Source organism: Paludisphaera mucosa (assembly GCF_029589435.1).
In the GTDB taxonomy this organism is placed as follows: domain Bacteria; phylum Planctomycetota; class Planctomycetia; order Isosphaerales; family Isosphaeraceae; genus Paludisphaera; species Paludisphaera mucosa.
Genome location: NZ_JARRAG010000001.1, coordinates 445,925 through 469,638, shown reverse-complemented (window position 1 = coordinate 469,638; position 23,714 = coordinate 445,925). Strand labels below are relative to the sequence as shown.

The window sequence follows — 23,714 nt, the reverse complement described above, 5'->3', positions numbered from 1 at the left end:
GAAAAGGCCGCCGGGCCGGCCGCCCTCCGGCCCCGCGACCCCATCAATCATGGGACCGGCCCGGCCCGTCGACAAGGCGCAGACCGCGGGCGCGCGAAAACCCCCGGCCGATCGGGGGATCGCCGGGGGTCCGGAGGGAAGTCGCGCGTGTTCGGTCGGGAAGAGCGAGGCCGTCGCGGGCGGGGCTCAGGCCTGCTTGACGCGGCGGCCGGAGACGTACTGCCGGAGGCCGAGGCCGCCCAGGGTGGTGAGCACCAGGGCGATCGTGCTGGGCTCGGGCACCGGGGCCTCGGAGCCGGGGGTCGAGGTGATCAGGGCCTCGGCCGTCGTCAGGCCGCTGTTCGACTGCGAGGGGACCAGCAGCTTGTCGCCCTTGGGGAAGCTGAGGGTGATCTTCTGCGTGCCCAGGTCCAGGCTGCCGTCCGGGGCGTCGAAGGTGGCGGTCACCGTCGAGTGGTAGGGGCTGTCGATCACGCCGTTCAGGACGCCGGTGATCACCGTCGAGAGGCTGGCGATCGGGTTGCCGTTGAGGTCCTGCGGCAGGAAGGTGATCGCGAACTTGACGTTGTCGTACGTCGTCGACGCGCCGGCGGCCGGCGGGGCCACGACGAAGGTCCCCAGGCCGGCGTTGACCGAGCCCGACGCCAGGTCCACGCCCGCGGCGGTGGCCGGCGTGAAGCTGATCAGGTTGGGGCCGCTGATCCCCTTGCTCAGGTCGATCGCGGTGGCGGTCTGATACTTGAGGATCGCGGCGCCCTCGGCGGCCCCGGTCCCGACGCCCGCGACCAGCCCTAGGGCGATGACCGCGGATCGCAGCCTCGTCAACCCCTTAGTCATGCTCATCTCTTCCTCCTGAACAAGATTTGGATTGTCACGACGCAATCCTGGTCCCTCGGTCGCATGTCTGACTCGCGTCGTGACGGCCTCGCCCGGTCGAAAGAGACTCGGCGCGGTGCGGTTCGGACGTCGCGAGACACGGGGATCACGACTCGGACGAGCTTCCCGGAAGAGCCCCTGGGGGGCCGACGAGATCCGGGCGGGTCTGGGATGGAAGGGATGGATGAGAGCGGTGTTCTTTCGCATCCATGCCCGCCTCCGAGGACTCCGCCATGAGTCTCATCGTCTGGGTGTCCGAGATGTGAGCCAACGGCGGGGAGAATACTCGCGGTCGCCCGACCTGTAAACGCGAGTTTGGCCCGGATTGTCGGAATTGCCCTGATCTTCGCCGGCCGGAATGCCGAGCGCTTGCGCCCGGTCAGAGCATGCTGACGGGATCCACGTCCACCGCCAGCTCCACCTTGGGGGGGGCCGGCGGGCTGGACAGGTCGCGCAGCAGGGCGCGCAAGGGGGGGGCCGTCGCGCACCGGAGCTGGAGGTGGAACCGGAACTCCTCCTTGATCTTCAGCACCGGCGCGGGGCACGGGCCCAGGAACCGGACCGACGCCTCGGCGCGGGCTCGCAGGGTCGCGGCCAGCTCGTCGAGGTAGCCCTTCACGCGGCCCTCGTCGCGGCCCCGCGCCACGAGGCGGACGATCCTCCCATAGGGGGAGGCGAGGCCGCCGGCGCGCTGGGGGAGTTCCTGGGTGACGAAGCTCTCGTAGTCGTGCCGCGCGGCGTGGAGGATCGCCGGGCTCTCGGGGCTGTAGGTCTGGACGAACACCCGCCCCGGGCGGTCGCCGCGGCCCGTCCGGCCGGCGACCTGCGCCACGAGCTGGAACGTCCGCTCGGCGGCGCGGAAGTCGGGCAGGTGGAGCGCGACGTCGGCGTCGACGACGCCGACCAGGGTCACGTTCGGGAAGTCGAGCCCCTTGGCGATCATCTGCGTGCCCAGGAGGATGCGCACGTCGCCCGCCTTGAACGCCGCCAGCGCCTCCTCGTGGCTGCCGTGCCGGCGCATGGTGTCGGAGTCCATCCGCCGCGCGGCGTGGAACGGGAACTCCATCAGGACCTCGCGCTCCAGCCGCTCGGTGCCGATCCCGCCGTAGTGGAGCACCGCCGCGTTGCACGACGGGCAGGCCGGCGGGCAGGCGCGCTCGGCGTCGCACATGTGGCAGATCAGCAGCCGCCGCCCCTTGTGGAAGGTCGCCGCCACGTCGCAGTGCCGGCACTTGACCACGTCGCCGCACTTGGGGCAGATGACGAACGTGTTGTAGCCGCGACGGTTCAGCAGCAGGATCACCTGGCCGCCGTCGTCGAGCGCCTGGTGCATGGCGTTGCGCAGCGAGTCGCTCAGGCCGCCGGTCATGTTCTTCTCGTGGCGGAGGTCGATCAGCTCGACGGCCGGCATCGGGCGGCCCTCGACCCGGCTCGGCATGTCGACCTTCACGTACCGCCCGCGCTCGGCGTTCGCCCACGACTCCAGCGAGGGGGTCGCCGAGCCCAGCAGGACGGGCACGCCCTCCAGCTGGGCCCGCTTCACGGCGACGTCGCGGGCGTGGTAGCGGGGGACGCTCTCCTGCTTGAACGTGCTCTCGTGCTCCTCGTCGACGACGATCAGGCCCAGCCGCCGGGTGGGGGCGAAGATGGCCGAGCGGGCCCCGACGACGACGTCGACCTCGCCCTGGGCGATGCTCCGCCAGTGGCGGTGCCGCTCGACGTCGCTGAGGTGGCTGTGCAGCACGGCGACCTTTTTGAAGCGGCGGCGGAAGCGGCGGATCGTCTGGGGCGTCAGGCTGATCTCGGGGACCAGCACGATCGCCTCGCGGCCCCGGGCGACGACCTGCTCGATGGCCGACAGGTAGACCTCGGTCTTGCCGCTGCCGGTCACGCCGAAGATCAGGAAGGGCGCGAACCCGTCCCCCTGCAGGGCCGGCGCGAGGGCGTCCAGCCCCTTCTGCTGCTCGGGCGTCAGGAGGAGTTTGGGTTTCGTCGGGGGCGGGGTCGGACTCTCGGCCGACGCGGGAGGGGGGGCGTCGTCCGGCTCCTCCTTGCGGGAGTCTTCGAGCGACAGCCGGCGCTTGACCGTATGGATGACGCCGTCCTTGCGGAGGCCGTCGACGACCCCCGAGCCGCAACGTGCGCGGCGGCAGACGTCGGAGACGGTGAGCATCCCGCCGTCGGGCTGGCAGAGGACGTCGAGCACCGCCGCCTGCTTCGCGGTCAGGGTCTTCTCCAGGCTGCCGTCGAGCCAGGCCCGGCGGGCGTCCTCGGGGACCGTCAGGAAGGTGCCGATCCGCGTCCCGGCCTGCTTGCGGACCCCGGCCGGGACCACGGCGTCGAGCGCCTGGCCCCACGAGCAGAGGTAGTAGCCGGCCATCCAGCGGGTCAATTCGAGCATCCGGGCGTCGATCAAGGGGACGGCGTCGAGGACCTCGGCGACGTCCTTGATCCGGGCCGGGTCGAGCCCCTCGGGGGGCAGCAGGCCGATCGACACGCAGTAGCCCGTGACCAGCCCGCCCCGCTTGCCCAGCGGCACACGAACCCGCACGCCGGGGCGGATGCCCGCGACGAGTTTCCGGGGCGCGTGGTAGGTCAGCGCCTGGTCGAACGCCCGGTTGACGACGACCTCGACGAACATCCCCCCGCGCGCCGCGGGGGCTTCGTCCTCGCCGCCGAACCACGAGGGCGGGCGGACCGTGCGCCCCCGGGGCCGGGCGTCCTCGCCGTCCTGATCCTGATTGACAACGCTCATCGGCGGGACCTATCGTCGAGTTTCCGGGGCGTCGGCTACCATCTGGATTATACTCCGACCCGCCGAAATTCTGCACACCTGTCCAGACATCCGGGCGGGGGTTCTTGCGGGTCGAAGGGGGATTGCTCGTCCATGCGATTAGGGTTGTTCGGGGGGACGTTCGATCCGATCCACATGGGCCACCTGATCCTGGCGGAGCAGTGTCGCGAGGCGTGCGGGCTGGACCGCGTCTGGTTCGTCGTCGCCAACGAGCCGCCCCACAAGCGCGGGGCGAAGCGGTCGGGGGTGCATCACCGCCTGGAGATGGCCCGGCTGGCGATCGCCGGCAATGCCGCCTTCGAGGTGTCCGACATCGAGGCGAACCGGTCCGGGCCGTCATACAGCGTCGACACGCTGGAACAGATCCGGGCCGAACGCCCGGAGGACGAGTTGTTCTTCCTGATCGGCGGCGACAGCCTCGTCGACCTGCCGACCTGGCGCGAGCCCGACCGGATCGCCCGGCTGGCGACGATCGTCGTCGTCAACCGCCCGGGTTCCGGGGCCGACGCCCCGCCGGCCGACTCGCTGGGTCCCGACGCCCGGACCCTCGAATTCGTGACCATCCCCCCGATCGGCATCGCCTCGCACGACGTCCGGGGCCGGCTCCGGGATGGTCGGAGCATCCGCTACATGGTCCCTCGGTCGGTGGAGGCTTACATCGACGCCCACGCGCTGTATCGCGAGCCTTCGGCCCCTCCGGCCTGAGCGGGGACGATTCCGGCAAATCCCGCGATCCTCACCGCCGAAATCCGATCGGGCGATACAATAGAGGATGGGTTCGGGCGAATCGACTCCCGCGGGAGTCCCGAGAAGGCACGCGCGGAAGGACCGGAATCATGCATCTCCTCTCCAAGATCGGTCGGACGGCGCGCCGGCCCCTGGCGCTCGCGCTGGGGCTGGCCCTGACGGTCCTCGCCGCGCCCAGCCCGGCGCGGGCCGGGGCCTTCTCGTGGCTGGACGAGATCGTGCAGCAGATCATCGTCGAGGCCCGCGGGGGCAAGGCCGTCCTGCGCGGCGGCGACGCCGCCCGGGTCGAGGCCCGAGGGGCCGGCGAGCTGTTCGCCCGGGGGTCGGAGGAGAGCCTGGAACGTCTGGCGAAGCAGTCCGACGAGCTGGCGACGGCCGCGCGTCGGGTCGAGAAGCCGAGCGAGCTTCTGCTGGAAGGCCGCTTCGGCCAACTCGTAGGCCGCGACGCCGACGCCCTGCGGACGTTCTCCGGGCTCAAGCCGGCCGAGAAGCGGGTGGTCGTGGAGATGGGCGAGTCGGCCCGGCGGATCGCCATGCGCTATCCCCAGGAGGCCGAGACGATGGTCCGCCGGCTCGGCCCCGAAGGCCTGACCGCCGTCCGGGCGTTCGGCGACGACGTGGCGGAAGTCATCGTGAAGGAGGGCCCCGAAAGCCTGGGCGTCCTGCGCAAGACGGGCCGGGGGGGTTGGGAGTTCTTCACGACCCAGGTCCTCCCTCACAAGAAGAAGCTGGCCGCGGCCGGCGTCCTCGCGGCCTTCTACGCCAACCCCGACGCCTTCGTCGACTACGCCGGCCGCGCGACCGAGTACGCCGCCCGCGAATTCGCCCGCGCCGGGGTCGCCCTGGCGACGAGCGTCGGCGGCGGGGTGGTCAGCGGGCTCGAAGCCACGATCGGCGAGGCGCTCGCCAGCCGCGGCCTCGACTTCCCCGTCTTCCGACGCCTCGGCGCGATCCTCGCCGGGCTCGTGGCCTGCGGGGCGCTCCTGATCGTCCTGGGCTTCCCGCTGCGGACCATGCTGCGGCCGTTCACCGGGGCCGCCTGGCTGTTCCGCCGGGTCGTCCTCCGGCGTCCGGTTTGATCGGATTTGAAACGAACCATCGGAGCGTCGCCCGCGTAGCCATCCTGGGAGAACGCGTCGCCGACGACGGAAAACTCGACGGCGACGGAGCATCCCCGTCGACCCGACCGCCGGGACTGCGGGGGTGTTACGCTCGGGGGGTCGGAAAGGTCGATCATGTAAAGGCGGCCGAGAGCCTCTCTCGCCGGCCCCGTTTCCCGGGCAGGGACGCCCACATCTCTCGGATCGGTCGATCAGGATCGGGGACGAGCGTGTCAAACCGCCGCAGCACGCGACTGGACGCCCTGGAGGCCCGGCTGACGGGGCCGAAGCGGATCGCGCTTTTCGGGCATCGGAACGTCGGCAAGACGACGCTCCTGGCCATGTTCTACCGCGAGGCCGCCGGCGGCCTGGTGCCGGGCGTCCGACTGGCCGCCGCGGACTCCCCCACGGCCGAATACCTCGCCGAGAAGATCGCGCAGATCGAGTCCGGCGAGCCGACCTCGGGCACGCTCTCCGAGACCGAGCTGCACCTGCGGCTGTATCACGGACCCGCCCGGTTCGAGCTGATCGTCAAGGACTACCAGGGCGAGCACGTCACCCTCGGGACTGACGAACCGATCCAGGAGTTCTTCGCCGGCTGCGACGCCGTCTTCCTCTGCCTCGATCCCGAGGGCTCCAACGACTCCGCCGAACGCCGGCGGCGTCAGCAGGAGGTCGAGAACCTGCTGGAGCGTTACATCGAGCGCTCCGAGGACATCAGCACCGACCGGCCCGTCGCCCTGCTGCTGACCAAGTTCGACCGCGTCCTGGCCCGCGAGGGGAAGGGCTCGACGGCCGACGAGGGGTTCGTCGAGGACCTGGTCGACCGCCAGTACGGCATGACCCGCCACGCCCTGCGGCAGCACGCCCCCGACGGCGTGATCTTCGCCGTCAGCTCGTTCGGGGCCGGATCGCAGGGGAACCGGCCGCCGTCGGAGATCCACCCGATGGGGCTCGAAGGCCCGCTGGGCTGGGTCGCCGATCAGCTCGAGATCCGCGACCGGGCCCAGATGGAGCTGCTCTGGGACCTCGCCCCCGACGACCTGCCGCGGCTGCACCGCTGTCTGTCCGCCTACGAGAAGCGGTATCCCCGATCGAACCGGACGTACGAGTTCCGCGACCGCCTCAAGGGGCTGGAACGCAAGCGGAAGCTCCGCCGGACGGGGAAGCTCGCGGGGGCGGTCGCCCTGCTGGCGGGGGTCGCGGTCGGCTACGACTTCTGGGGCTACCAGCGGGCCTCGGCCTTCGAGCGCGACTCGGGCAACACGGCGTCGGCCGTCGCCTCGAGTTGGTCGGCGCTGCTGGAGACGCATCCCACGCTGCCGTATCTGCTCCCCCGCTTCGCCCGCGAGGCCGAGAACCGCAAGGCCGAGTGGACCGTGAAGGCCAGCGGCGTGCAGATCGCCGCCGGCGCGGTCGTGCCCGACCTGGAGGCCAAGCTGGAGGCCGCGCGCGTCCAGGCCCCCCAGCTCGCGCCGGCGATCCGCGAGGTCGAGAAGTCCCGCGAGCAGGCCCGCCAGGAGGAGCGCTGGAAGGACGTGTATGCGCAGGCCAACTCGCTTGAGGCGATCGACGAGCCGGGCAAGGCCGTCGCCGCGCTCGACGCCTTCCTGCGCGAGTTCCCGGACACGCCGCGGCGACCCGAGGTCCTGAAGCTGGCCCAGGGGCTCAAAGCCGAGCTGGCCACTCGCCGGACCGCCGGCGAGCGCCGGGTCGTCGACGACCTCGTCCGCGCCGAGACGCTCCCCAACGCCTCGCTCGCCGACCTGATCGATCGCTCCCGGCGGTTCCTCGACGAGCATCCCGAGAGCGCGTACCGCACCGAGGTGCAGGGCCGGCTCGACGACTACGTCCGCCGCCTCGACGACCGCGACATCGCCCGCGCCCGCGAGTTCTCCCAGCGCCAGCCGACGAGCTTCGCAGCCCGGATCGAGAAGTATCAGGAGTATCTGAAGGCCCACCAGACCGGCGGCCGGTTCATCAGCGAGGCGATCGAGGGCCGCGACCGGGCCCTCCGCGACTGGGACGCCTATTCCTACCGCCAGGCCTACGACCACGCGACGGCCCATCCAGACGACGTCGCCCAGGTCGCGCTACGCCTCCGCGACTACCTCCGCGACCATCCCGACGGCCGCTACTCCGCCTCCGCAAGGGGCTACCTCGACTGGTGGGACAAGGTCTCCGTCCCCCACAACTACCGCGTCACGCTCCGTCGGGGCGAGATCCCCGCGTCGGCCGGCAAGTACCTCGCGGGCGGCGGCCCCGACCTGGGCGTGACCCTCGAAGTCGCCGGCGCGACCTACGGCCCGTCGCCCGTCATCGCCAACTGCACCCGGCCGATCTGGGACTACACGTTCGCCCAGCCGGTCGTCTGGAAGTACGGCGACCCGATCACGATCCGGGTCGTCGACTACGACTGGTCGGCCTCCGAGGTCGCCGTCCTCCACAGCCGCCAGGGCGACCCCCTCGCCATGCGCCTGCTCGACAACACGATCAAGTTCGCCAAGGGGGGCTCGACCTCGCTGACCTTCACCTCCGACTTCGCCATGCCGGCCCTCGCCCGGCCGGAGTGACGATCCGAGTCCGGCATCCGAGCCGATAACCAAAATTGCTACTTCCTGCCATCCGTGGTACGGTCGAATGTCCACGAACTCGAAGGAGTAGCGATCATGAACGTCTCCCTGACGCCGGAACTCGAACAGTTCGTCGACGGCAAGGTCCAGAGCGGGATGTACCAGACCGCCAGCGAAGTCGTCCGCGAAGGCTTGCGGCTCCTGAAAGAGCGCGAGGAGCAGCAGCAGGCGAAGCTCGCCGAACTCCGTCGCGAGGTTCAAATCGGGGTCGACCAGGCCGACCGGGGCGAGACCTCGCCCCTCACGGATGAACTGGTGCGGGACGTCAAGTAACGCGGTCGGGAACGCCACGTCATGCGCAAGCGCAGTTCCTAGGCGATGGGCGAAGCCGTCATCACGCGAGCGGCGCAGGCCGACCTGGACGAGGCCTGGAACTACCTACGGCTCAGGAACGAGAAGGCCGCCGATCGGGTTCATCGACCGTTTCGTCTCCGCGGCCAGGACGCACGCCCAGTTTCCGCTCATCATACAGATCCGTGAAGACCTCGCGCCGGCCTTGAGGTGTTTCGCCGTACGTCCCTACGTGGCGTTCTATCGAGTCGAGGCCGATTCGATCGTGGTGCTGCGGCTGATCCACGGCCGGCGAGACGCGAGGAAGCTGTTCGGCCACGACCAGGGACCAGCCTGATCGACCTCGTCGAATGCGGTCGCTGGCACCCTCCTCGTCGCTCATTCGGCGGTTCCAATCCGGGTCGACGAGGGTTGGCTTCGCTTTGGCTCCGTTCGGAGCCGAGAGAAAATCAGTTCACGACACAATATTTTTTGGAGTATAGACTTGCGTCAGATTTTCGGCTCTCGAATGGCTTCGTTGCCACAAGAGAATCGGATGTTTTACGAGGTCGTCGACGCTCCCATGTCGGCGTATCTCCCTACCTGAAGAATACGACATTTCGGCAGTCCAGAAATTCGACGTCCTCGAAAAGTGGAAGTCCGACACCGGCCCGCCGGCCCGCCCATGGTATAAGCCGCATGTCCAACGGGCGACCCGGCAGATGAGCGTTGTTAGGACCCGGGGCGGTCCCGGAGGAGGGTCGCGCCGGTCTCAACGGCGGCGGATCTTCTTGGCGACGGCGCCCTGGGAGGAGAGCGCGAACTCATACGCGTTGTCGGCGTCGGGCTTGACCTCGGCGGTCAGCTCGGACTTGACGTTGTAGCGGGCGGGGACGAGGTCGCGCTCCTCGTCGATGGTCGAGCCGGGGACGTCCGGATTGGGCACCTTCTTGCCCGTCGGCTCGACGGCGATGATCTCGACCTGATACCGGCCCGGCGAGGGCCCTGCAGAGCGGTCGGCCTGGAAGGCGCCGTCGCGGATCTCGGCGACCGAGGCCGTCGTGCCGTCGAGCGGGACGAACGTGACCTTGCCCGTCGTCAGCGGCTTGCCGTCGAGCGAGACCTTGCCGGAGACCGGTAGGCGACTCGGCCCCCCCTCGCCGCACCCGGCCAGGCCGAGGCAGGCGAAAAGGGCCGCGGGCAGGACCAGGCTCCGGGACGAGGCGGCGAGGGCGTGCGTCGTGGTGGGCATCAGAGGGCGTCCGCGCTGACGACCTCGCCGCCGGCCTTGCTGCTCAGGGCGCGCCAGGTCGGGGTCGAGATCGAGTCCTTGATGAGGCGGACCGAGCCATCGCCCAGGAGGACGTTTACGCCCCCGGGATGTCGGCTCCGCGAAGAGAGGTAGTGGTTCGCCGGGGTGCCGACCTTGCGGGTGCACGGCGCCTTGCGGGGGTCCGTCTGCTCGCCGCACACGCCGAAGTCCGGGACCTGGCTGTTGGGGCCGTTCCGGGTCGTGAGGTGATACGAGGTCGACTGGTCGCTCCAGATGCGGCCGCGACGGTCGACGACCCCCACCGGCTGGCCGGTCGGATGCGGCAGTTGCAGCACTTCCGCCATCAGGTAGGTGTTGCTCGTGCCGTCGGTGATCTCGGCCAGCGACGAGCCGTAGTTGAGGGCGAAGGGCCCGGGGAGCACCTGGTCGCCGAAGGTGTTCTGCCCCCAGTTGATCCCGTAGTTCCCCTTCACGTCGGGGTTCGCGCCGTCGTTGCTGACGAACAGCACTTGCTGATCCGACGGGCAGTCGAACACGCCCAGCCGCGTGAGCCGGGTCGTGTCGTTGGCGTTGGTCTGGAACGACAGGTTGGAGTTGTAGCTGTTGGTCAGGTTCCCCTGCTCCAGGTAGGGCAGCAGCGACGTGACGAACGGCTGGCGGTAATCCCTCGTCGGCGTGATCGTCACCGTGATCGTCCCGGGCGCGAACCGGCCGTGGACGTCGTGGTAGTTGTGCAGCGAGAGGCCGAGCTGCTTGATGTTGTTGGTGCACTGGATCCGTCGCGCCGCCTCGCGCGCCGACTGCACCGCCGGCAGCAGCAAGGCGATCAAAACGGCGATGATCGCGATCACCACCAGCAGCTCGATCAGCGTGAAACCGCCCCGTCGCGCGGCTCGCGACGCTGCACCATGGGTCCGATTCTGGACGGTCTTCATCGTGGCGAATCCTCTTTATCTCGTCGCGAGACGAAGGGGTCGATCGTCGACCAATTCGTCCTGGCATCCCCTGGATCGTCCGTCGGATCGTTGCAATCGAACGTCCGTGGCTGAGATATTTACCATATCGATAGGCTTTGTCAACTTCGAAATCCTATTAGATTGACCGGGAGACTAGACAATGGCTATCCTGGGCCAACGATTCGACACCATGGCGGGCGCATCGGGTTGAATGGCAGGAGGCCGCCGGTGTTCGGTGGATGCGTCAGCAACCGGGAGCGAGGGAGGTTGGGATCGCGATGATGTCCAGGATGCGATCGGACGAGACGTGGGCCGCGCGGCTGCGCAGGGTCGTTTATGCGGCGATGCTGGGTCTGGCGGCCGCCGCGACCCAGGGGGCGAGCCTGGCGGCGGACGGCAAGAGACCGAACATCGTCGTCCTGATCACGGACGACATGGGCCACGCCGACCTCGGCTTCAACGGCAACCAGGACTTCCCCACGCCGCAGATCGACGCCCTGGCGGCGAGCGGCGTGCGTTGCGCGAACGGCTACGTCTCGGGCCTGTATTGCAGCCCGACCCGCGCCGGGTTCCTGACGGGCCGCTACCAGCAGCGGTTCGGCCACGAGTGGAACCCCGGGGGCGGGCCCGAGGTGGGCCTGCCCACGACCGAGACGACGATCGCCGACCGTCTGAAGGCGGCCGGCTACGCCACGGGGCTGGTCGGCAAATGGCACCAGGGAGGGGCCCCGCGGTTCCATCCTCAGAAGCGTGGGTTCGACGAGTTCTTCGGGTTCCTCGGCGGCGCCCACACGTATTTCGCCGAGCAGACCGAGAACATCTATCGGGGCACGGAGGTCGTGAAGGAGAAGGCCTACCTGACCGACGCCTTCGCCCGCGAGGCCGTGGCGTTCATCGACCGCCACAAGGGAGGGGCCTCGCCGTTCTTCCTGGAGGTGGCCTTCAACGCCGTCCATACGCCGATGGACGCCACCGACGAGCGGCTCTCGCGGTTCTCCTCGATCGCCGACCCGACCCGGCGCACTTACGCCGCGATGCTGACGGCGCTCGACGAGGCCGTCGGCGCGATCGTCGCCAAGGTCCGCGACGCGGGCCTCGAAGACGACACCCTGATCGTCTACTTCAACGACAACGGCGGCCCGACCATGCTGGGCACGACGTTGAACGGCTCGCGGAACGCGCCTTTCCGGGGCTCGAAGCGGACGGCGCTGGAAGGGGGCGTCCACGTCCCGTTCGTCCTGAGCTGGAAGGGGAGGCTGCCGGCGAACGCCGTGTACAAGAGCCCCGTGATCCAGCTCGACCTGCTGCCGACCGCGCTGGCGGCGGCCGGCGTCGCGGTGAAGCCCGAGTGGAAGCTCGACGGCGTCGACCTGCTGCCGTTCCTCACGGGAGCCGACGCCCGCGCCCCGCACGACGTCCTCTTCTGGCGGATGGGCGAGCAGGCGGCCGTCCGCAAGGGCGACTGGAAGCTCGTCCGCTACGACGCCGCGATCGACTCGCCCGGCGTGCGGTCCAACCCCGGGGCGGTCGAGGTCACGCCCCTGCGGCTGTACAACCTCGCCGACGACCCGGGCGAGGCGCACGACCTCGCCGCCCAGCAACCCGGGCGGGTCGAAGAGTTGCTGGCCCTCTGGAAGGGCTGGGACGCCCAGCTCGCCCAGCCGCTCTGGGGCCCGATCGGGGCGCCGGGCGCGAAGGGCGACTGAGGTTTCCGCGTCGCTTGAAGGGCCGGTCCGGATCGCCCTTCTCCCCTCGTAGGAGAAGGTGCCGCGCAGCAGCGGATGAGGGGGACCCCGATAGGGGTCTCGATCTTCGAGGCCGTCGCGGCCTGGACGGCGAGAAAGCCGGCGTCGGATGGCGAGCCCCTCATCCGGCCTCCGGCCACCTTTTCCCACGAGGGGAGAAGGACGATGCGACGCTCCGCCGAGGTGTTTTCGAATCTTCCATTCGATGGATCAGCTCACTCCATTCCCTTGGGATATCGCCGCATGAGAATCTTCCGCATGGCGGTCGTCGCGGGGTTCGCCCTGGCGGCGGCCGTCTCGGTCCGCGCCGACGACCGGCCGAACGTGCTGTTCATCGCCGTCGACGACCTCAACCACTGGGTCGGCCACCTGGGACGCAACCCCCAGACGAGCACCCCCAACATCGACCGCCTCGCCGCCCGGGGCGTCCGGTTCACCCACGCCTATTGCGCCGCGCCCCTGTGCAACCCCTCGCGGGCGGCGCTGATGAGCGGGCAGCGGCCCTCGACGACGGGCGTCTACCAGAACCCCGACGACTGGCGGACCGTCATCCCCAAGGACCTCACGCTGACGACCGCGTTCCGGAAGGCGGGCTACGACGTCCTCGGCGCCGGCAAGATCTACCACGAGAGCTTCCGACGCGCCGAGGAGTGGGACGACTACCTTCGCGGCGCGGGCAAGGATCCCCAGCCCAAGGGCGACCTGGGGGTCGGCGGCATCCGGTTCGCCCCCCTCGACGACGCCCGGGATGAAGACCTCCGCGAGTGGAAGATCGTCGACTACGGCATCGAGCAATTGGGCAAGCCGCGCGAGAAGCCGTTCTTCCTCGCCGTCGGCCTGCACAAGCCGCACATGCCCTGGAACGTCCCGCGCAAGTACTACGACCTCCACCCGCTCGATTCGATCCAGCTGCCGCCCACCCGGCCCGACGACCTCGACGACGTCCCGCCCGCGGGCGTGAGGATGGCGAGGCCCCGGGGCGACCACAAGGCGATGCTCGAATCGGGGCGGTGGAAAGAGGCCGTGCAGGCGTACCTCGCGGCGATCTCCTACGCCGACGCCATGATCGGCCGGCTCCTGGACGCGCTCGACGCCTCGCCCCAGCGCGACAAGACGATCGTCGTCCTGTGGGGCGACCACGGCTGGCACCTCGGCGAGAAGAGCCACTGGCGCAAGTTCGCGCTCTGGGAAGAGGCCACGCGGGCGCCCCTGATCTGGGTCGTCCCGGGCGTGACGAAGCCCGGCGTCGCCTGCGCGCGGACGGTCGACTTCATGAGCCTCTACCCGACCTTGACCGACCTCTGCAGCGTGCCGACGCCGAAGCACGTCGAGGGCCGGAGCATCAAGGCCCTTTTGCAAGACCCCGCCGCCGCCTGGGATCAGCCCGCGCTGACGACCTTCGGCGCCCGCAACCACGCGGTCCGCTCCGAAGGCTGGCGCTACATCCGCTACGCCAACGGCGACGAGGAACTCTACGACGAGGAAGCCGACCCCTACGAGTGGACCAACCTCGCCGCCGACGCCAAGTACGCCGGCAAGAAGGCTGAGCTGGCCAGGTGGTTCCCCACGACCGACGCCCCGCCCCTGAAGGCCTCCGCCCCCGAGAGGGAGTCCGACTGATCGACCCCGCCCCCGCCGCGCGCCCACGCGGCGGGGGCGGCCGGCTTCCGCCCCCCGCGGCGCGGCTTCTCCGGGCCGGAGTCGCCATGCCCATCCATTTCATAGACACGCGACGGCGAGCCGCGTGCGGGCCGCGGGTCGAACTCGATCGCGGGCCCGGTACGTCCGGGCCGGCATGCGCCTGCGACGGGGCCGCGTGGATTCCGGGCCTCACCTCTTGTCAGGCGGCGAGGCGGCGGAAAACAATGATCGCCTCTCAAGTCCCGGCCGCCCGGAGACCCACGTCGCGCCACGCGAGGCTCGGCCTCCGCGTTTTCGCGCTCGAAGTACTCCGTCTCGACGATATCGATTCGACATCATTCATCCACGCGACGCCTCGCCGGCGGGACCGCTTCCGTCCTCCTGCGCAACCCGACGCCTCCGCACCATTTGAAGGATAGCCACCCATGAGCATTCGGACGGAGAATCGGCGTCGGCGCGGCGTCCGCCAGTCGCGGACCCGGACGGTCCACTTCGAGCGGCTGGAGGCCCGTACGGTCCTGAGCACGACGTCGGCGGGGGCGTTGCTCGTGCAGGTGAAGGACGCCTCGACGGCCGACCTCGCCGCGGCGGCGGAGCGGGCCGGGGCGACCCTCCAGCCCACGGGGCTGCCCGGCGTACTCGAGGCGACCGGCACGTCGACGGCCCTGAGGCGGCTGTCGGGACGCCTGGCCGTCCTGCCCGGCCTCGGCTACGTCGAGCCCAGCCAGACCTTCAGCATCGACGCGACGCCGAACGACCCAGGCTACGTCGACAACAGCCAGTGGGGGCTGAACGGGACCGCCGGCATCGACGCCCCGACGGCCTGGAACGCCACGACCGGCTCCTCCACGGTCGTGGTGGCCGTCGTCGACACCGGGGTCGACTACAACCATCCCGACCTGTACCAGAACATGTGGATCAACCAGGCGGAGATCCCGGCCTCGCGCCGGGCCAACCTGACCGACGTCGACGGCGACGGCCTGATCACCTTCTACGACCTCAACTACACGTCCCCCGGCGGCTCGAAGCCCAACCAGGGGGTCGGCAAGATCGTCGACTCGAACGGCGACGGCCTGATCACGGGCTCCGACCTGCTGGTCTCCATGGGCCGGCTCCCCGGCGGGGCGGATTCCGGGCAGGGGGGGTGGTCCAACGGCGTCTCCGACGACGGCGACCAGTACGTGGACGACATCATCGGCTGGAACTTCGTCGCCGGCAACAACAACCCCCTGGACGACCACGGCCACGGCACCCACGTCGCGGGGATCATCGGCGCGACCGGGAACAACGGGGTGGGCGTGTCGGGCGTGGACTGGCGCGTCCAGATCATGGCGCTGAAGTTCCTCGACTCCTCGGGCAGCGGCTCGGACGTCGACGCGGCCGCGGCCACCCTCTACGCCGCCGCCCACGGGGCGCGGGTCTCGAACAACAGCTACGGGGCCGCCGGGACCGCCAGCACGACCTTCGACTCGGCCATCGCCGCCGCGGCCGCGGCCGGCTCGGTCTTCGTCGCCGCCGCCGGCAACAGCGCCTTGAACACCGACGTGAACCCGTTCTGGCCGGCGTCCTCCGCGAGCCCCAACGTGGTCTCGGTCGCGGCGATCGCGTCCGACGGCACGCTGGCGAGCTTCTCGAACTACGGCAGGACGACGGTCGACGTCGCGGCGCCCGGCGTGAGCATCCTGAGCACGCTGCCGGGCAACCGCTACGGCTACCAGAGCGGCACCTCGATGGCCTCGCCGTTCGTCAGCGGCGCCGCGGCCCTGCTGCTCGCCGCCCACCCCGAGTGGACCTACACGCAGATCATCACGCAGATCGAGAGCACGGCCACGCCCGTGCCCGCCTTGCAGACCAAGCTCGTCACCGGCGGCCGGCTCAACGTCGGCGCGGCGCTGCCGCGCTCGGGCAACGCGGCGACGTTCCTGGGGGCCGACGCGGCGACCCAGGGCTCGTGGCGCGGCGTCCGCGGCGCCGCCGGCTACGCCCTGGCCGGCTCCGCCACCTCGCTCCCCGCCGGCGTCTCGCTCGCCCTCGCCTCCGCCTCCAGCTACACCTGGGCCGCCGGCTCCGCCGACGTCCGCGCCCTGCAGGACCCCGCCGGCACCGGCCGGACCGCCGCCACCTGGTACTCCGCCTCCGCCTTCTCCGCCACCCTCTCCCTGGGCGCGCAGCCCCGCACCGTCGGCCTCTACTTCGTCGACTGGGACGGCTCCGCCCGCTCCCAGCGGGTCGACGTCCTCGACGCCGACACCGGCGCCCTGCTCGACTCCCGCACCGTCGCCTCGTTCCACGACGGCCTCTACCTCTCCTGGTCGCTCGCCGGACGCGTCCAGCTCCGCATCACCAGGACCGCAGGCGTCAACGCCGTCCTCAGCGGCCTCTTCCTCGACGGCGAGGCGGGCAACGCGGCGACGTTCCTGGGGGCCGACGCGACGACCCAGGGCTCCTGGCGCGGCGTCCGCGGCGCCGCCGGCTACGCCCTGGCCGGCTCCGCCACCTCGCTCCCCGCCGGCGTCTCGCTCGCCCTCGCCTCCGCCTCCAGCTACACCTGGGCCGCCGGCTCCGCCGACGTCCGCGCCCTGCAGGACCCCGCCGGCACCGGCCGGACCGCCGCCACCTGGTACTCCGCCTCCGCCTTCTCCGCCACCCTCTCCCTGGGCGCGCAGCCCCGCACCGTCGGCCTCTACTTCGTCGACTGGGACGGCTCCGCCCGCTCCCAGCGGGTCGACGTCCTCGACGCCGACACCGGCGCCCTGCTCGACTCCCGCACCGTCGCCTCGTTCCACGACGGCCTCTACCTCTCCTGGTCGCTCGCCGGACGCGTCCAGCTCCGCATCACCAGGACCGCAGGCGTCAACGCCGTCCTCAGCGGCCTCTTCCTCGACGGCGAGGCGGGCAACGCGGCGACGTTCCTGGGGGCCGACGCGACGACCCAGGGCTCCTGGCGCGGCGTCCGCGGCGCCGCCGGCTACGCCCTGGCCGGCTCCGCCACCTCGCTCCCCGCCGGCGTCTCGCTCGCCCTCGCCTCCGCCTCCAGCTACACCTGGGCCGCCGGCTCCGCCGACGTCCGCGCCCTGCAGGACCCCGCCGGCACCGGCCGGACCGCCGCCACCTGGTACTCCGCCTCCGCCTTCTCCGCCACCCTCTCCCTGGGCGCGCAGCCCCGCACCGTCGGCCTCTACTTCGTCGACTGGGACGGCTCCGCCCGCTCCCAGCGGGTCGACGTCCTCGACGCCGACACCGGCGCCCTGCTCGACTCCCGCACCGTCGCCTCGTTCCACGACGGCCTCTACCTCTCCTGGTCGCTCGCCGGACGCGTCCAGCTCCGCATCACCAGGACCGCAGGCGTCAACGCCGTCCTCAGCGGCCTCTTCCTCGACGGCGAGGCGGGCAACGCGGCGACGTTCCTGGGGGCCGACGCGACGACCCAGGGCTCCTGGCGCGGCGTCCGCGGCGCCGCCGGCTACGCCCTGGCCGGCTCCGCCACCTCGCTCCCCGCCGGCGTCTCGCTCGCCCTCGCCTCCGCCTCCAGCTACACCTGGGCCGCCGGCTCCGCCGACGTCCGCGCCCTGCAGGACCCCGCCGGCACCGGCCGGACCGCCGCCACCTGGTACTCCGCCTCCGCCTTCTCCGCCACCCTCTCCCTGGGCGCGCAGCCCCGCACCGTCGGCCTCTACTTCGTCGACTGGGACGGCTCCGCCCGCTCCCAGCGGGTCGACGTCCTCGACGCCGACACCGGCGCCCTGCTCGACTCCCGCACCGTCGCCTCGTTCCACGACGGCCTCTACCTCTCCTGGTCGCTCGCCGGACGCGTCCAGCTCCGCATCACCAGGACCGCAGGCGTCAACGCCGTCCTCAGCGGCCTCTTCCTCGACTGACCACCCCGGGGCGTCGGGGCCGGGCGGGGAAGTCGTGCGGCGGCGTCTGCCGGATCTTGCGTCGCTCCCGTCCACGCCGGAGGATCAAGGACGGTCCTCGGGCGGCGGGCGAGGATCGGGGTGGGGGCTCGAACCGCTCGGGCGTCGCAAACCGGTGGAGAACGCAACATGGCCGTCGACCTCCTCAGCCTGGTGAAGTCGATCTTCGACGTCGAAGCCGTCCACAAGCTGAGCGTCGCGCTCGACGAGCAGCCCGACCGCGTGGAGCAGGCGCTCGCCCTGGGCGGCCCGGCGATCCTCGCGGGGCTCCTCGACGCCGCGGCCGCCCCGCGCGACGCCGACCGCCTCCTGGACGAGATCCGGCAGGCTCCCCCTCGGCCGCACCCGGCCGGAGGGCCGTCGGATGCGGCGCACGACGTCGGCGCGATCCTCAGGTCGGGCTCTCTCGATTCGATCGCGTCGAACGGGCGGTCGATGCTCCGCACGATCTTCGGCGACAGGCTGGGGGGCGTGATGGACCTGGTCGCCGACGGCTCGGGCGCGCGGCCCGCCACCGTCGCGACGATCCTCGCCATGCTCGCCCCGGCCTTCGCCGGCCTGATCCGCGTCACGCTCGGCCCGCCGGGAATCACCCTCGACGGCCTCCGCGGCCTGCTGAGCGCCCAGAGGGACGCCATCGTCCGCCAGGCCCCCGGCGGCCTGGCCGAGGCGCTCGGGCTGCACGGCCTCGCCGAACTGGGGGCGGCCCATGCGGTCGCCCCCCCTCGCCCCGGGCAAACGACCGACTGGTCCGCTCCGCAGTCGGCGGACCTCGGGCCCATCTCATCGATGGTCCGCTGGGCGATCCCGACGGCCCTGGGGGTGCTGGCCCTGCTGGCGGCCTATGAACTGGTGCCCCGCGGCCTCCCGCGGAACGCGCCGAACGACCGCCTCGAAGCCCCCGACGCCGACCGGCCGGCGACCGACCTGGCCCAGGCCGCGGACGAAGAGCCCCCGCCCGCGGCCCTCGCCACCGCCGAAGGACGCCCGGCGCTGGAGACCGCGGCGCGAGGCGTCTCGCTCGCCCTGCCGGGCGACGTCACGATCGAGGTCCCCGAGAATTCGTACGTCGAGGCGATGGTCAAGGCTCTCCGGACGGGCGGGCCGGCCCTGCCGCAGACGTTCCTCGCCCCCGACCTGACCCTCGACCGCGACGGCAAGCTCACCCGAGAGGGAACCGACGCGATCGCCCGCCTCGCCCGGATCGCCGGGGCCTACCCGGGCGTGAAGTTCAGGATTCAGGCCCGCGAAGCCCTCAAGGACGTCGATCCGGCCGCATCTCGAGCGACCGCCGGCCGCATCGCCGAGGCCGTGCGCGCCGCGCTCGTCGCCGCGGGCGTCTCGGCCGACCGGATCGGCGCCGAAGCCGCCGCCGCCGACCTCGCCGACGACGTCCCGATCGCCATCGCGATCGTCGCCGAATGATGGATTCGGGCCCGTCCGGGATTTTCGCCGAGATTCGTCGCCGGAGGCCTCGACGGCCCTGATCGACCCGGGATCGCGCGGGTACACTGATCGGGACGGCCGCGAACGGAGAGCGGCCGAGGGTGCGCCGGACGGCCCGGGCGGCTCGGAAGCTCGAACGAGGCGAAGGGATGTTCGGCGGGATCGGATACGAGCAGGCGGTCTACGGGAGCTTCCCGTTCTGGTCCCGCGGCTACGCGATGCTGACGGCTTCGGCGGGGTGTCCGCCCTCGTGGCGCGACGCGATGAAGCGGGCCTGCGAACGGTTCGGCGAGCGGCCCGCGGGGGTCGACCGCTTTCGGAGCGTCTTCGCCCTGCCGGCGGACCGTTCGACCTGGATGGTCGTCCGGGTCGACTCGCTGGGCTGCGACGACCAGGGGCGTCCGGGCGCGCTGGCCTTCCACGCCCTCTTCGTCTCGCCGTGGTCTTACCGCCGCGCGGGGGCCTGGCCCCACGCCTTCGATCCGGCCTTCCGCAGCGACTGGACCGCCGCCGACCAGGACTCCCCCCTGCCCCGGGGCCGATTCCGGCCGGCCGCGATCGGCGGGCCCAGAGAGGACGGCCCGGTCGACGCGCGAGTCGGCCCGATCGTCGACGCCCTGTCACGGAATCGACGCGTGATCGTTCAGTCGAGGGAACCGGCCGACGCGCTGATGCGATCGGCCTGGCGGCGCCTGCCGGGGAGGGTCCGGCGCAGGGCCAGGGCGGCCTCCTGGGCGTTCGGGAATGCGAACGGCTTCGATTTCGTCGCCCTGCCCCGGCTCGGCGGCCTGACGTTCGACGGCGCGGAGCTGGTGCTGGCGGCCGAGACCTCGTCCTCCGCCCCTTGACGACGTCGCGAGGCGAGATCATTTACAAATCTTAATCTTCCTTGGCGAGGGCCCGCACCTGAGGCGGGCCCCGGCGACGGCGGGCCCGATCCGGGAGCGATGGCGATCGTGTCGAAATTCAGCCGGAATACGCCCGACCAGCAGCGTTCGTGGAGCCGCCACGCATCGCATTACGACAAGGTCTTCCTGGATCCCTACGGCCCGGCCGTGCGGAATCCGCTCTGGGCCCAGCTCGACGCGGTCGAGGACGCCGGGTCGAAGACGGCGGCCGACCTGGGCTGCGGCACGGGGCCGCTCATCAAGCCGCTGCTTGAGCGGTTCGGCCGCGTCGTGGCGCTCGACTTCGCGCCCGGGATGCTGGCGAAGGCGCGCGAGCGGCTCGCGCCCGAGGATCGCGACCGGGTGACGTTCCTCCAGCGGCCGATGGAGGAGCTGGAAGACCTGGCGGGCTCGCTCGACGTGGCGGTGGCGGTCAACTCGCTTGTCATGCCCGACGTGCGGCGGATCCACCACGTGTTGACGGCGATCCACGCCACCCTGCGGCCCGGCGGGGTCTTCATGGGCGTCGCGCCCTCGATGGACGCGATCCAGTACCACACGATGCTGCTCCACGAGCAGGCGCTCGACCGCGGGCTCGACCCGGCCGAGGCCGAGCAGTTCGCCGCCTTGCACGGCGAGCACCGCTATTACGACTTCGCGTTCGGCCGCTTCCAGTTCCAGGGGCTCCGGCAAAAGTTCTGGCAGCCGTTCGAGTTCGATCACCGCTTCAAGAAGGCGGGGTTCCGCTCGGTCGCCCTGGATCGGGTCCTGTATCCCTGGGACGAGAACTTCGTCGGGGCCGACGAATTCGCCGCCGAGCCGCCGAGCTGGGACTGGTTCTTCCGTGCCGAGGCCTGAGGCCGACGGCGGAGCGTCCCTTGTGCGGCCCGGCCGAGGGCACTAGTCTGGAGGGGCGGCGGACCAGGATCGTCGAGGCTCCGGCCTCGCGTGGAGAACGGCGGCATGTCCGGGGAGCGACGCGACCAGCCCGAGCAGGAGATCTCGATCAAGCGGCGCGAGCACGAGCTGTTCGTCGACGATTCCCTCGCCGAGGCCGCGCCGGTCAAGCCCTTCTCGGAGTTCCTCCGCGACACCCCGGCGACGCCCCTCTCCGGGGGCGTGAAGGCCGGGCTCTGGGCGATCGCCCTGGTCGCGGCCCTGCTCTTCGGCGCGGCGCTCTGGCGGCTGGTGAATCGCCAGTCGTCGACGCGGCCGGCCCGGAAGGCCCGTTCGAAGACCTCCCGGGCCGCGCCCCCGAAGGCCGCCTGGACGATCCCCGCGACGCCGCCCGTCGCCGCCCGCGAGACGACCCCGCCCGACCAGGAGACCCGCCGATGACGAGCCGCCACCCCTCCCCCACATCCCGCGTCCGAGCCCTGGCCCGGACCGTCCCCGTCGGGGCGCTCGGACTGATCCTGACCGCCGGCGCGGCGTGGGGCCAGCAGGCGCCGGCGACGTCGCCGACCTCCACCGCGACGACCAAGGGGGAGGCGGCCAACCTCAGCCGTCCCCAGAAAGGCACGGCCGCGGCGCTGCTCGCCATCGACGCCGAGTACGCCGAGAAGCTCAAGGGCCTGGACCTCGGCCGCCTGAAGCAGCTGCAGGAGCTGGCGGTCGGCCTCAAGCCCAAGGAGGCGGCCGCCGTCTACGAGCAGCTCTTCCGCTCGGCCATCGCCGCCGACCTATTCGCCCAGGCCGAGCCCGCCGCCGACGCCGCGCTGAAGGCGGGGCTCCCCTCGCCGTCCTGCCTGGCGCTGGCCAACCTGGTGAAGCTGATCGCCGAGTGCGACCGGGGCGACTTCGACCAGTCGCTCAAGGACCTCGCGGCGTTGCTGGCCAGGAAGGCCGACCCGAAGGCCGAGGCGGGCGTCGTCCTCAGCAGCGCGGAGCTGCTCGGCGTCGCCGACTCCTACTATCAGCGCCTGGTGCACGCCGGCCGCTACGACGTGGCGACGCGGGCCTTCCAGCTCGTCCTCGAGCAGGCCGACGCGGACGACGTGCGCGACTACCTGGGCTCGCGGCTGAACCGGCTGAAGCTCGTCGGCAAGCCCGCGCCGGCGATCCAGGGGAAGGACCTCGACGGCCGGCCGTTCGACCTGGCCGCCTTGCGCGGCAAGGTCGTGCTGGTCGTCTTCTGGGCCTCGTGGTGCCTGCCCAGCGCGGCCGAGATCACCTGGCTCCAGGAGGTCTACGACGCCGACCACGCCCGCGGCTTCGAGATCGTCGGCGTCAACCTCGACCCGCTCCAGGACGAGCAGGCCGACGTCGAGAGCTACATCCCGAACGTGCGCCGGTTCGCCCTCGACTACAACCTCCGCTGGCCCAACCTGATGAACCGCCCCGGCGCGGGCGACGTCGCCAAGGCCTACGGCGTGGCCGAGATCCCCGCCAGCGTCCTGATCGACCGCGACGGCAAGGTCGTCGGCCTGGACCTGGTCCGCAAGAACCTGGAGCCCACCGTCGCCAAGCTCGTCGGGCCCTGATCTCCGGCGAGGGCCCCTCGTTCCCGCCCCTCGCGATCAGCGCGGCGGGGCGGGCGGCGGCGGGGGGACGGTCGCGGCGCCGAGGGCGTCGTACAGGCCCATGAGGAACTCGTGGAACGCCTCGGCGATCCGGGGGGTGGAGGCCTGGCGGATCTCCTGGAGGGCCGGGCGGCCGTAGTCCAGGAGCTTCTGGCGGGCCTCGGCGGCCAGGGCGATGGGGGCCCAGCCCTGCGCGTCGATCTCGCGGCGGACGGCAATCGTGGCCTGGTCGGAGACGTCGCGCTTGGCCTTCAACTCGCCGTCCACGGGCGAGTCCGAGGGCCAGACGAGCCGGCCGGCGGCGTCGAAGAAGCTCGCGATCGGCAGGGTCGGCTTCGCCGGCGGCGGTGCCGGGGTCGGGGCCGCCTTGGGCGCGGGCTCGGCGGCGGCGGTCGCGGCCTGGCCGAGCGACCGCGCGGCGGCCTGGGCGGCGCGTCGGCTCCCGGGCACGCGGCCCCGGGCGTCCTGCTGCGAGACGAAGCCGTTGTCGCGGATGCGGTTGATGTACGAGTTGGGGTTGTTGGCGTAGACGTTGTTCGAGGGGGGTCGCTGGCCGCCCCGGGCGGCGTTCTGCAGGGCCCAGTCGTTGACGGCGTTCGTCGGCGAGGGGACCCAGGGCATCGCCAGGCCCCCGAAGCCGTAGCCGAAGCCCTGGGCGCGGGCGGGCGAGGCCGTCGCGGCGAGGGCGGCGAGGCAGAGCACGAGGGCCGGCGCAGCTTGACGCGTCTTCATGTCGTCGGTCACCCGGATCCGGAGTGGGAAGGGCCGTCGGAGGGGCGGACGCGCGGGCGCCGGCCCGGCGACGCCGTCGACGGATCGAGGACGGACGGCGACGCGAAGTCCATTCTAAGACGACCGCGGCGGGAAGAGAAGCGCCGGACCCCGCGATCGAGGCGGCGCGCGAACC

18 protein-coding genes are annotated in these 23,714 nt (G+C 71.5%); 13 read left to right on the top strand and 5 right to left on the bottom strand.

Features of this window, described 5'->3' with window-relative positions; all coding sequences use genetic code 11:
- Positions 1-186 precede the first annotated feature (186 nt).
- Positions 187-843 (bottom strand): PEP-CTERM sorting domain-containing protein, encoded by a 657-nt coding sequence (locus PZE19_RS01960; RefSeq protein WP_277858904.1) that lies wholly within the window; start codon positions 841-843, stop codon positions 187-189.
- A gap of 412 nt (positions 844-1,255) precedes the next feature.
- Positions 1,256-3,631 (bottom strand): replication restart helicase PriA, encoded by a 2,376-nt coding sequence (priA, locus tag PZE19_RS01955; RefSeq protein ID WP_277858903.1) that lies wholly within the window; start codon positions 3,629-3,631, stop codon positions 1,256-1,258.
- Between the two features lie 132 nt (positions 3,632-3,763).
- On the opposite strand from priA, the gene nadD reads away from it, so the two are divergent.
- From nadD to PZE19_RS01930, 5 genes are all read left to right on the top strand, one after another.
- Positions 3,764-4,375 (top strand): nicotinate-nucleotide adenylyltransferase, encoded by a 612-nt coding sequence (gene nadD, locus PZE19_RS01950; RefSeq protein ID WP_277858902.1) that lies wholly within the window; start codon positions 3,764-3,766, stop codon positions 4,373-4,375.
- 131 nt (positions 4,376-4,506) lie between these two features.
- Positions 4,507-5,496, top strand: a complete 990-nt coding sequence (locus PZE19_RS01945) for a hypothetical protein (RefSeq protein ID WP_277858901.1) — start codon at positions 4,507-4,509, stop codon at positions 5,494-5,496.
- Between the two features lie 251 nt (positions 5,497-5,747).
- Positions 5,748-8,090 (top strand): TRAFAC clade GTPase domain-containing protein, encoded by a 2,343-nt coding sequence (locus tag PZE19_RS01940; RefSeq protein ID WP_277858900.1) that lies wholly within the window; start codon positions 5,748-5,750, stop codon positions 8,088-8,090.
- Positions 8,091-8,186: 96 nt separating this feature from the next.
- Complete coding sequence (locus PZE19_RS01935; RefSeq protein WP_277858899.1) at positions 8,187-8,423, top strand: type II toxin-antitoxin system ParD family antitoxin; 237 nt, start codon at positions 8,187-8,189, stop codon at positions 8,421-8,423.
- The gene (locus PZE19_RS01930; protein WP_277858898.1) at positions 8,398-8,778 is read left to right on the top strand and encodes a type II toxin-antitoxin system RelE/ParE family toxin; all 381 of its coding nucleotides are present in this window, start codon (positions 8,398-8,400) and stop codon (positions 8,776-8,778) included. Before PZE19_RS01935 ends, PZE19_RS01930 begins: the two co-directional genes overlap by 26 nt.
- Before the next feature lie 414 nt (positions 8,779-9,192).
- Here the strand turns inward: PZE19_RS01930 and PZE19_RS01925 are convergent, their stop codons facing one another.
- Positions 9,193-9,672: a hypothetical protein gene (locus PZE19_RS01925; RefSeq protein ID WP_277858897.1), complete on the bottom strand. Its 480-nt coding sequence runs from the start codon at positions 9,670-9,672 to the stop codon at positions 9,193-9,195.
- On the bottom strand, positions 9,672-10,628 hold the full coding sequence (locus PZE19_RS01920) for a DUF1559 family PulG-like putative transporter (protein WP_277858896.1): 957 nt from the start codon (positions 10,626-10,628) through the stop codon (positions 9,672-9,674). The genes PZE19_RS01925 and PZE19_RS01920 overlap by 1 nt, the downstream gene beginning before the upstream one ends.
- A gap of 302 nt (positions 10,629-10,930) precedes the next feature.
- On the opposite strand from PZE19_RS01920, the gene PZE19_RS01915 reads away from it, so the two are divergent.
- The 8 genes from PZE19_RS01915 (at position 10,931) to PZE19_RS01880 (ending at position 22,768) form a co-directional block, all read left to right on the top strand.
- The gene (locus PZE19_RS01915) at positions 10,931-12,355 is read left to right on the top strand and encodes a sulfatase-like hydrolase/transferase (RefSeq protein ID WP_277858895.1); all 1,425 of its coding nucleotides are present in this window, start codon (positions 10,931-10,933) and stop codon (positions 12,353-12,355) included.
- Positions 12,356-12,637: 282 nt separating this feature from the next.
- Positions 12,638-14,014: a sulfatase gene (locus PZE19_RS01910; RefSeq protein WP_277858894.1), complete on the top strand. Its 1,377-nt coding sequence runs from the start codon at positions 12,638-12,640 to the stop codon at positions 14,012-14,014.
- 446 nt (positions 14,015-14,460) lie between these two features.
- Positions 14,461-17,913 carry a S8 family serine peptidase gene (locus PZE19_RS01905; RefSeq protein ID WP_277858893.1) on the top strand — a complete coding sequence of 1,151 codons (3,453 nt, stop codon included), beginning with the start codon at positions 14,461-14,463 and terminating at the stop codon, positions 17,911-17,913.
- 168 nt (positions 17,914-18,081) lie between these two features.
- Complete coding sequence (locus PZE19_RS01900) at positions 18,082-19,377, top strand: DUF937 domain-containing protein (RefSeq protein WP_277858892.1); 1,296 nt, start codon at positions 18,082-18,084, stop codon at positions 19,375-19,377.
- A gap of 170 nt (positions 19,378-19,547) precedes the next feature.
- Positions 19,548-20,246 carry a hypothetical protein gene (locus PZE19_RS01895; protein WP_277858891.1) on the top strand — a complete coding sequence of 233 codons (699 nt, stop codon included), beginning with the start codon at positions 19,548-19,550 and terminating at the stop codon, positions 20,244-20,246.
- A 108-nt stretch (positions 20,247-20,354) separates the two neighbouring features.
- Positions 20,355-21,143 (top strand): class I SAM-dependent methyltransferase, encoded by a 789-nt coding sequence (locus PZE19_RS01890; protein ID WP_277858890.1) that lies wholly within the window; start codon positions 20,355-20,357, stop codon positions 21,141-21,143.
- A gap of 105 nt (positions 21,144-21,248) precedes the next feature.
- Positions 21,249-21,623: a hypothetical protein gene (locus tag PZE19_RS01885; protein WP_277858889.1), complete on the top strand. Its 375-nt coding sequence runs from the start codon at positions 21,249-21,251 to the stop codon at positions 21,621-21,623.
- Complete coding sequence (locus tag PZE19_RS01880; protein ID WP_277858888.1) at positions 21,620-22,768, top strand: TlpA family protein disulfide reductase; 1,149 nt, start codon at positions 21,620-21,622, stop codon at positions 22,766-22,768. The genes PZE19_RS01885 and PZE19_RS01880 overlap by 4 nt, the downstream gene beginning before the upstream one ends.
- Before the next feature lie 36 nt (positions 22,769-22,804).
- On the opposite strand, the gene PZE19_RS01875 is transcribed toward PZE19_RS01880, so the two are convergent.
- Positions 22,805-23,539 carry a hypothetical protein gene (locus PZE19_RS01875; protein WP_277858887.1) on the bottom strand — a complete coding sequence of 245 codons (735 nt, stop codon included), beginning with the start codon at positions 23,537-23,539 and terminating at the stop codon, positions 22,805-22,807.
- Positions 23,540-23,714: the final 175 nt, after the last annotated feature.